This window comes from Haematobacter sp. (assembly GCF_032102465.1).
Taxonomy (GTDB): Bacteria; Pseudomonadota; Alphaproteobacteria; order Rhodobacterales; family Rhodobacteraceae; genus Haematobacter.
The window spans coordinates 24,305-31,983 of record NZ_DAMDHB010000040.1; the positions used below are offsets into that span (position 1 = coordinate 24,305).

The 7,679-nt window shown below is 67.4% G+C and carries 6 protein-coding genes; 2 read left to right on the plus strand and 4 right to left on the minus strand.

Annotated elements, in window-relative coordinates; translation table 11 throughout:
• Positions 1-8: 8 nt before the first annotated feature.
• The gene (locus tag RT513_RS17840; RefSeq protein WP_290687860.1) at positions 9-2,393 is read left to right on the plus strand and encodes a MacB family efflux pump subunit; all 2,385 of its coding nucleotides are present in this window, start codon (positions 9-11) and stop codon (positions 2,391-2,393) included.
• Positions 2,394-2,436: 43 nt separating this feature from the next.
• Here RT513_RS17840 and RT513_RS17845 read toward each other — a convergent pair whose 3' ends face one another.
• The 4 genes from RT513_RS17845 to RT513_RS17860 are packed head-to-tail and all read right to left on the minus strand — an operon-like array spanning position 2,437 to position 5,693.
• On the minus strand, positions 2,437-2,943 hold the full coding sequence (locus RT513_RS17845) for a PIN domain-containing protein (RefSeq protein ID WP_290687858.1): 507 nt from the start codon (positions 2,941-2,943) through the stop codon (positions 2,437-2,439).
• Positions 2,940-3,197: a type II toxin-antitoxin system Phd/YefM family antitoxin gene (locus RT513_RS17850; RefSeq protein WP_290687856.1), complete on the minus strand. Its 258-nt coding sequence runs from the start codon at positions 3,195-3,197 to the stop codon at positions 2,940-2,942. The genes RT513_RS17845 and RT513_RS17850 overlap by 4 nt, the downstream gene beginning before the upstream one ends.
• A gap of 44 nt (positions 3,198-3,241) precedes the next feature.
• Positions 3,242-4,309, minus strand: a complete 1,068-nt coding sequence (locus RT513_RS17855; protein ID WP_290687854.1) for a ParB N-terminal domain-containing protein — start codon at positions 4,307-4,309, stop codon at positions 3,242-3,244.
• Positions 4,287-5,693 (minus strand): AAA family ATPase, encoded by a 1,407-nt coding sequence (locus RT513_RS17860; RefSeq protein WP_088214204.1) that lies wholly within the window; start codon positions 5,691-5,693, stop codon positions 4,287-4,289. Before RT513_RS17860 ends, RT513_RS17855 begins: the two co-directional genes overlap by 23 nt.
• A 905-nt stretch (positions 5,694-6,598) precedes the next feature.
• On the opposite strand from RT513_RS17860, the gene RT513_RS17865 reads away from it, so the two are divergent.
• Positions 6,599-7,679: replication initiation protein (locus RT513_RS17865; RefSeq protein WP_313534202.1), on the plus strand; the 1,081-nt coding region annotated here is incomplete at its 3' end.

The window sequence follows — 7,679 nt, forward strand, 5'->3', positions numbered from 1 at the left end:
CACGGGCGATGGCACAGGATACCCACCTCCCCCCGCAACAGAACCCGCAAGGCGCGCCCGCTAACCCGCCCGCTCCCCCGCCCTCCACCGAGACGCCTTCGCCGGGCGGCACCGCGCCCCGCCCGGAGCCGCGGCACGACGAGCCTCTCCTCCACCCGCAGGATGCCTCTCCCCGGACGGAGGATGGCCCCGAAGCCACGCGCCATCCGTCACCGCAGGACATGGCCCGACATGCCGCGCCACAGGCCCGCCCGCCGACTCTTCCACCGCCCCGCCCCCCGGCCCTCACCCGGTCTCGGGGCGCGCCTCCCGCCTCGCAGGAACCGTTGATAGAGCTGACCCGCGTCACCCGCGAATACCCCTCCGGCGACGGCACGGTCGCCGTGCTGAAGGGCATCGACCTCACCATCGCGCGGGGAGAGATGGTGGCCATCGTCGGCGCCTCCGGCTCCGGCAAATCCACGCTGATGAACATTCTAGGCTGCCTCGACCGCCCCAGCTCCGGCAGCTACCGCATCTCCGGCCGGGAAACGTCGCAGCTTTCGCCCGATGAGCTTGCCGCCCTCCGGCGGGAGCATTTCGGCTTCATCTTCCAGCGCTACAACCTGCTGCCCGAACTCACCGCCCTCGGCAACGTGGAGGTGCCCGCGATCTATGCCGGACGCGCGCGCGGGGAGCGGGAGCCGCGTGCGGCTTCGCTTCTCGGCCGTCTCGGCCTCGCGGACAAGGTGCGCAACCGCCCGAACCAGCTTTCGGGCGGCCAGCAGCAGCGCGTCTCCATCGCCCGCGCCCTGATGAACGGGGCCGAGGTGATCCTCGCCGACGAACCGACCGGCGCGCTGGACACCGCCAGCGGTCAGGAAGTGCTGCGCATCCTCGACGAACTCCATGCGGAGGGGCGGACCGTCATCATCGTCACCCATGATCCCGGCATCGCCGCCCGCGCCGAGCGGATCATCGAGATCCGCGACGGAGAGATCATCGGCGACCACCCGACCGGCCGCGTCACCCCCCCTGCCCTCGCTGAGATCGGCAGTCCGTTCCCCGGCGGGCCTCCCCCCGATGGACCACTCTCCCGCGGGCAACATCCCGGCAGTCCTCTCCCAGACGGGCCCCTCCCCGCCGATCTGCCGCCCGCCGATCCCCCCGCCCATCCTCTCCCCGCCCCTGCGCGCTCCCGCCGCGCCGGCCCCGCGATGCTGGCCACGCGCCTCCGCGAAGCCTTCCTCATGGCCCTGACGGCGATGAACGCGCACAAGCTGCGCACCTTCCTGACCATGCTGGGCATCATCATCGGCATCGCCTCCGTCGTGTCGGTGGTGGCGCTCGGCGCGGGGTCGCGGCAGCAGGTGCTGGCGAACATCTCCAGCCTCGGCACCAACACGCTGGAGATCTTCGCCGGGCGCGACTTCGGCGATACCCGCTCCGGGCGGATCACCACGCTCGTCGTCTCCGATGCACAGGCCCTGTCGCTCCAGCCCTACGTGGCCGCGGTCACGCCCACCGTCTCCACCTCCAAGACCATCCGCTACGGCGCGACGGAGGTCTCCACCCTCGTCAACGGCGTGGGGGAGCAGTTCTTCGATGCCCGCGGCGCGAAACTCGTGGCGGGGCGGCTGTTCGACGCGGGCGACGTGGCCGGTCTGTCGCAGGATGCGGTGATCGACGAAAACACCCTCGTCACCCTGTTCCCCGATGGCGATGCCGTGGGCAAGGTCGTGCTCATCGGCAACGTCCCCGTGCGCATCACCGGTGTGGTGCAGGTCCAGCAGGGCTTCGGGCCCAGCCAGAACCTCTCCGTCTATCTGCCCTATACCACCGTCCAGTCCCGCTTTCTCGGCTCCACCTCGCTGCGCAGCATCACGGTGCGTGTGGCCGATGCGGTCGATACCAACCTTGCCGAGCAGGCCGTGACCCAGCTTCTCACCCAGCGGCACGGGACCAAGGATTTCTTCATCCTCAACACCGACGACATCCGGCAGACCATCACCGCGACGACACAGGCGCTGACCCTGCTCATCGCCTCCATCGCGGTGATCTCGCTGGTCGTGGGGGGGATCGGGGTGATGAACATCATGCTGGTCTCGGTCTCCGAACGGGTGAGCGAGATCGGCGTGCGGATGGCCGTGGGGGCGCGGGCGGGCGACATCCTCCAGCAGTTCCTGATCGAAGCCGTGCTGGTCTGCCTGATCGGCGGGTTCCTCGGCGTGGCGGCGGCGCTGGCCTTCGGCTATGTCTTCAGCCTGGTGAGCACGACCTTCACGCTCATCTATTCGCCCGCCTCCATCGTGGCGGCCTTCCTCTCCTCCACGCTGATCGGGGTGGTGTTCGGCTACCTCCCGGCGCGGAACGCCTCGCGTCTCGACCCGGTGGTGGCATTGTCGAAAGCGTAGCGGGCCTGCATCCGCCGCGGCACGCCCGGCCTCAGGGCCGGGCTCAAAGCCACTCCACATCGTAGAGCCGATACACCCGGTCGGAGGAGAGGATCACCAGCCCCTCCGCCCGCGCCTGCACCGCCAGAAGCGGGGGGAGGGGCGGCAGAAGGGACGCGGCATTCGGTATCCAGCGCAGCTCCGGCTCCCGCTCAAACGACCTCCTCGCCGACCGGCCACTGTCCCTTTCCCCGCTGCCCTGCCCCAGTTTGCCCGACGCCCGTCTGTCGCTCTCATCAGCGGCGCGCCCCTGCCCTCTCGCCAGCGCGCCTGCAGCGGCGACATGCTCCGCCGTGACCGCCAGCATAAGGCATCCCGCGCGGCGGAGGGTATCGGCCAGATCTCCCCGGATCTCCAACGCTCCGGCCGCGCGCCAGCCTTCGATCTGCCACAGCACAGCCGCGCTGACCACCACCGCCTCCGCCGCTGCCAGCGCCGCCCTGTGCCGCGCAGAGAGCCCCTCCTCCGCCAGCGCCGCCAGCAGCACCTCCGCATCGGGAAAGGCCTTCACGCGCCCGCTCCGCCGCTCCCACGCGGGTCACGGTCGGCCTCTGCGCCCGGCGCTTCCGAAGCGTCCTCCTCCGAAAGCCGCCACAGGATGCGGCCCGACAGCGCCCCGATCAGCGGCACCTCCGCCCCCTGCCCGGCCGCGACGATCCGGGCCACGGGGCGGCCGTAGCGGGTCAGCTCCACCGTCTCCCCCGCTTCCGCGCGGCGGATCAGGTCTGAAAACCGCGCCTTGGCATCCGCGACCGATATCCGCATCTCCGCTCCATTATGACCAACATCATGGTCATAACTTTATGGGATCAGATCGGCTCCAGCAAGCGCCGGATTTCCTCCGCCAGGAGCGACATCAACTGGCTGTCCGCATTACGCCCCCGAAGCCGCAGGCTGAACCCGTCATCCAGCCGCTGACATTCGAGCGTGATGCCGTTGGCAAGACTCTCCCGCGCCGATGGCAGCTTCTCCCGCTTCGGCCGGCCGCCCCGCTCCGGCTTTACCGGCACATCGCCCTGCTGCACCACCGGTTCCAGCAGCGCCCATTCCTGCGCGGCATCCGCGCCCATGCCGGAGCCGAGCGCCTCCCGCAGCTCCGGGCCAAGGCCGTTGCGGATCGCCTGCGCCAGCCTGAGCCCGTTCCGCTCCGAAAGGTCGGTCGGAAAGGCCAGCAGATCGCCCAGTTCCTCATGCACCAGCGCGAAGCTGCGGATCTTTGAGCGTTTTGCCTTGGAGGCCGCGGCAAAGATCGCATCCACCGCCTCCTCCGGCGCACGGAACGCGCCCTGCTCCGCCGCGATCACCGCGATACGGCCCCGCTCATAGGGCGTGAGCGCGGCACGGACCTCGTTCTCCTCCACCATCGCCGCATAGGCGCTCCCCGAGTCGTCCGCGCCGCGAATGATCGCCCGCACCGTCTGCACGCCGCCGTGCTCCGCCAGCTCCCGCAGCGCCGTGACCCGCCGCCAACCGGAAATCAGGCCGTAGCGCCCGTCGCCCACCGGCACGACTTCCACCGGGAGCCGCTGGCCGCTTGCGCGGAGCGATGCCTTCAGCTCCTCCATCTCCTCGCGGGAGACGCTCATCCTGTCCCGCACGATATGGTCGAGCGCGATGGCGGCAAGCGGCAGGTTCTCCACAATGCGGCCCTGCTCCACCGCCTCCCGCCACGCGCCCGCGTCGGACGCATCGCGCGCTGCCTTTACCCTTTGTTCAGGAGTGCCGGGTTCGCTGAGTCGCGCGGCCTCCGCCACGACGCTGGCGATGGGCGGCACGGTGATGCCGAACCGGTCGGGCACAGGTTTCGCGGCGAAACCTACCTCGAGGGCCGCAAGCTCCGCCGCATCCGGCGCCTCAAGCTTCCTGCGCTTCGCCATGTTCCGCCTCCTCCTTCGCCATCTGCATGTCGCGCCACCAGGAGCCGATCAGCAGTTCCTTGAACTCCGCATAGGTCCGGTCGAAAGCCTCGCGGCCCCGCAGATAGGTGTCCCGGTTGAACTCGCGGTAATCCGCCTCGTAAATGCCGTTGATCTGCTCGCCGGCCTGGCCGACCAGCGCCGTGAACTCCTGCCGATACGCATTCATGAAGTCGCCGAAATAGGCTTGGATGACATTTGCAAGGTCGGTCTGCTGGCTCGCGTCGAACCGCGTGACGATGGCGCGCACGACATCCCACTCGAACTTTACCTCCGGCAGCCCCGCGATCCTGCGCTGCGCATTCTCACCTTCCTCGATGGAGGCAAAGGTCGAATACAGCATGTCGAAGAAGCGGCCGGTGGAATCGAACTCCAGAAAGGATGCGCCAAGCGGCACGAGCAGGATATCCGCCGCCGCCAGCGAGTTGATGGTGAGGTAGCCGAGCGCAGGCGGCGTATCGAGGAACACGATGTCGTAGCTGTCGAGAATCCCGTCCGAATTCAGGAAATTCCCCAACGCATCCCAGAGCGGCCAGGAGCGCAGCCCCATGCGCCAGACGGGGATCTGGAACTCCGCCCAGTAAAGGTTGAGCTGTGCGCCGATCAGGTCGATGTTCGGCCAATGAGTGGACTGGATGAGGTTTCGCGGCGAAACCGTCAGCGCTTCCGTCAGGGTTTCATCGAGCGGCAGGGCAGGGGCGCCGCTTGCGGCGCGGACCTCGTTCTCGGCCACGATGGCTTGGGCGTAATCCCTGGCGATGAGGGGAAAGACCGTCTTCCACTCGTCAGGGACCACACCGCCCAGCAGCGAGGTCATGGAGCCCTGGCTATCCAGATCGATCACCAGCACCCGATAGCCATCCAGCGCCGCTGCCATGGCGAGATGGGCGGCGGTGGTCGTCTTTCCCGAACCGCCCTTGAAATTCGCGACCGCCACGACCTTGGCAGGCAGGCCCTCCGGCCGAAACGGACGGTACTCCTTGGATGCGGAGCCTTCCTTGGCGAAGAAGTCGCGCAGGGTCAGCACTTCTTCCAGCGTGAACCACTTGGAGCCCGCGTCGCCCTCGCCCTGAGGAAGATCGGGGTTCGCGCGAAGAACACGCCGCAGATGCGCGGCCGCCACGGGGATCAGGTAGCGCGTGATCTCCCACAGGGAAAATTTCCGCAGGTGCTTGCGCCCGTCCGGCGCGTAGCCGCGGCGGGCAAGGTCATCCCGTCCACGCGCGCAGAAGGCTGCTGCCTTGGCGAAGCGGGCGGTATCAACCGGGCCGCCCAGACGGCTTGCCGCGCGGGCCGGATCTATGTTCTGATAGGGTTGTAACGGTGTCTCGGGTCGTTTGCTCATCTGCTCCCGCCTCATGTGCGCCATTCCGGCTGTCATGCGCAAAACTATCGCACATCAATTCTCCGCTGCAAACAGGAGAGAGGGTTTCGCCGCGAAACCTGTGCTGAAAACCATGAATATTGTATCATTCAAGCGCACGCTGCGCTTTGATTTCTTTCACTACTTTGAAAGCTTTGCGTGGAATAAATGCCGTTGAACCAAAGGATTATCGGGCGACGGGGACCATGCTACGGGATGAAAGGTATCTGAAAGCAGGGAGCCGGGTACCGAAATGCGGGACGGAGGGTATCCGAATGCGGGGAGAGGAGGAATGAAGCAGGAGACATGGCATTCCAGCAGTATTTGCTGCGATTATCCCGCAAGGCACCCGTTTTCAGGACGGTCGGTGCCGGGACAGGAACCCGTTTGCAGGATGCTCGATGGGCTGGATGCGGAGGACAGGCACCCGTTTACGGGGCGCATCTCCTTCTGCGAGCGCCGCTTGGCCACTACGGTGCGTGCGAACCACAAAGGCACCCGTTTTCGGGAGGAATATCGGATGCTGACGCGATTGGGCCTGGCCGGTCAGGCACCCGTTTTCGGGAGGGGGCACCGTAGAGAGGCCGCGGACGGGAGGCGGACGGAATGCGACGACGGGACGGAGATGTCGCCCCCGCAGATGGGTGCCTTTGAAATCACGGCCCGGCAAAAAAAAGCACCCGTTTGCGGGACGCGATAGGGAAGTCGCCAACTCCGGGAGGACGAGGGCACAGGAGCAAGATGGCGCGGCAAATACGTCAGGGAGGCGAAAGGTACCCGAAAATGACTTGCGGCGGGGTGCCCTTGGCAGGATAGTCCCGCCATAGCCGCCCGCGAGAGGTGGCGAATCGATGGCAGCAAGCAGACCAGAGGCTCGGCATACCGTGATGCAGCGCACCCTCGCTCCCCGCGGGCCCGACAGGCAATCGGGCGACACGCTTCCCAGCGACCGGCTCACAGGCGCATTGCGCCGGCAGTCGGTCAAGAAGAACGTGGCGGCGATCCACGTCTCCGGCAAGCTGACGCTGTTGCAGCGCAAGCTGTCCAACGTGCTGCTGCTCAATGCCTATGACACGCTCATCACCCGGCCCAAGCACACGATCGACGCGCGCACGCTCTCGCTGATGATCGGCTACAACTCGAACGATACCGCGACGCTCCGCGATGCGCTCCGCGGGCTGGCGGAAACGGTGGCCGAATGGGACATGCTGGACGAGAAGGGGCGGCAGGAATGGGGGGTTTCCTCGCTGCTTTCCTATGCCAAGCTCAAGGGCGGAATCTGCGAATACGCCTATTCCCCCGCGCTGGCGGAGAAGCTGCACGACCCCAAGGTCTTCGCGCTCATCAACCTCAACATCCAGAAGCGGTTCACATCCGGGCACCGGCTGGCGCTCTATGAGAACTGCTACCGCTTCGTGCGGACGGGCAGCACCGGATGGTGGCCGCTGGAGACGTTCCGCCGCCTGATGGGGGTGGAGGAGAGCGACTATTACCGCACCTTCAAGCACCTGAACGCCAAGGTGATCCGCCCGGCGGTGGAGGAGGTCAACCGCACCTCCAACATCGAGATCACGCCGGAGTTCCACCGTAAGGGCCGCGCAGTCGCGGAGCTGCGCTTCCTGATCCGGGAGAACCCGCAGCTCGGCGTGATCGACGCCGAGGAGGGCGAGGGGCTCAGGCACAGCCCGGTCTATGAGCGGCTGGTGGGGCAGGGGATTTCCGACCGGCTGGCCCGGCAGTGGATCGGGGAGCATGGCGAGGACGTGATCTCGGAGAAGCTGGCGGCGGTTGCGGGACGGAGCGGGGTGCGCAACCCGGCGGGATACCTGCGGGTCGCCTTGCGCCAGCCGGTCACGGTGGCGGCGGAGGAACCGTCGGAGGCGGCGCGGCTGGCGGCGACCCGCCGCGCGACGGTGCGGGCGGAGACGGATGCAGAGGACGAGGCGCGAACCGCCGAGCGGCTGGCCC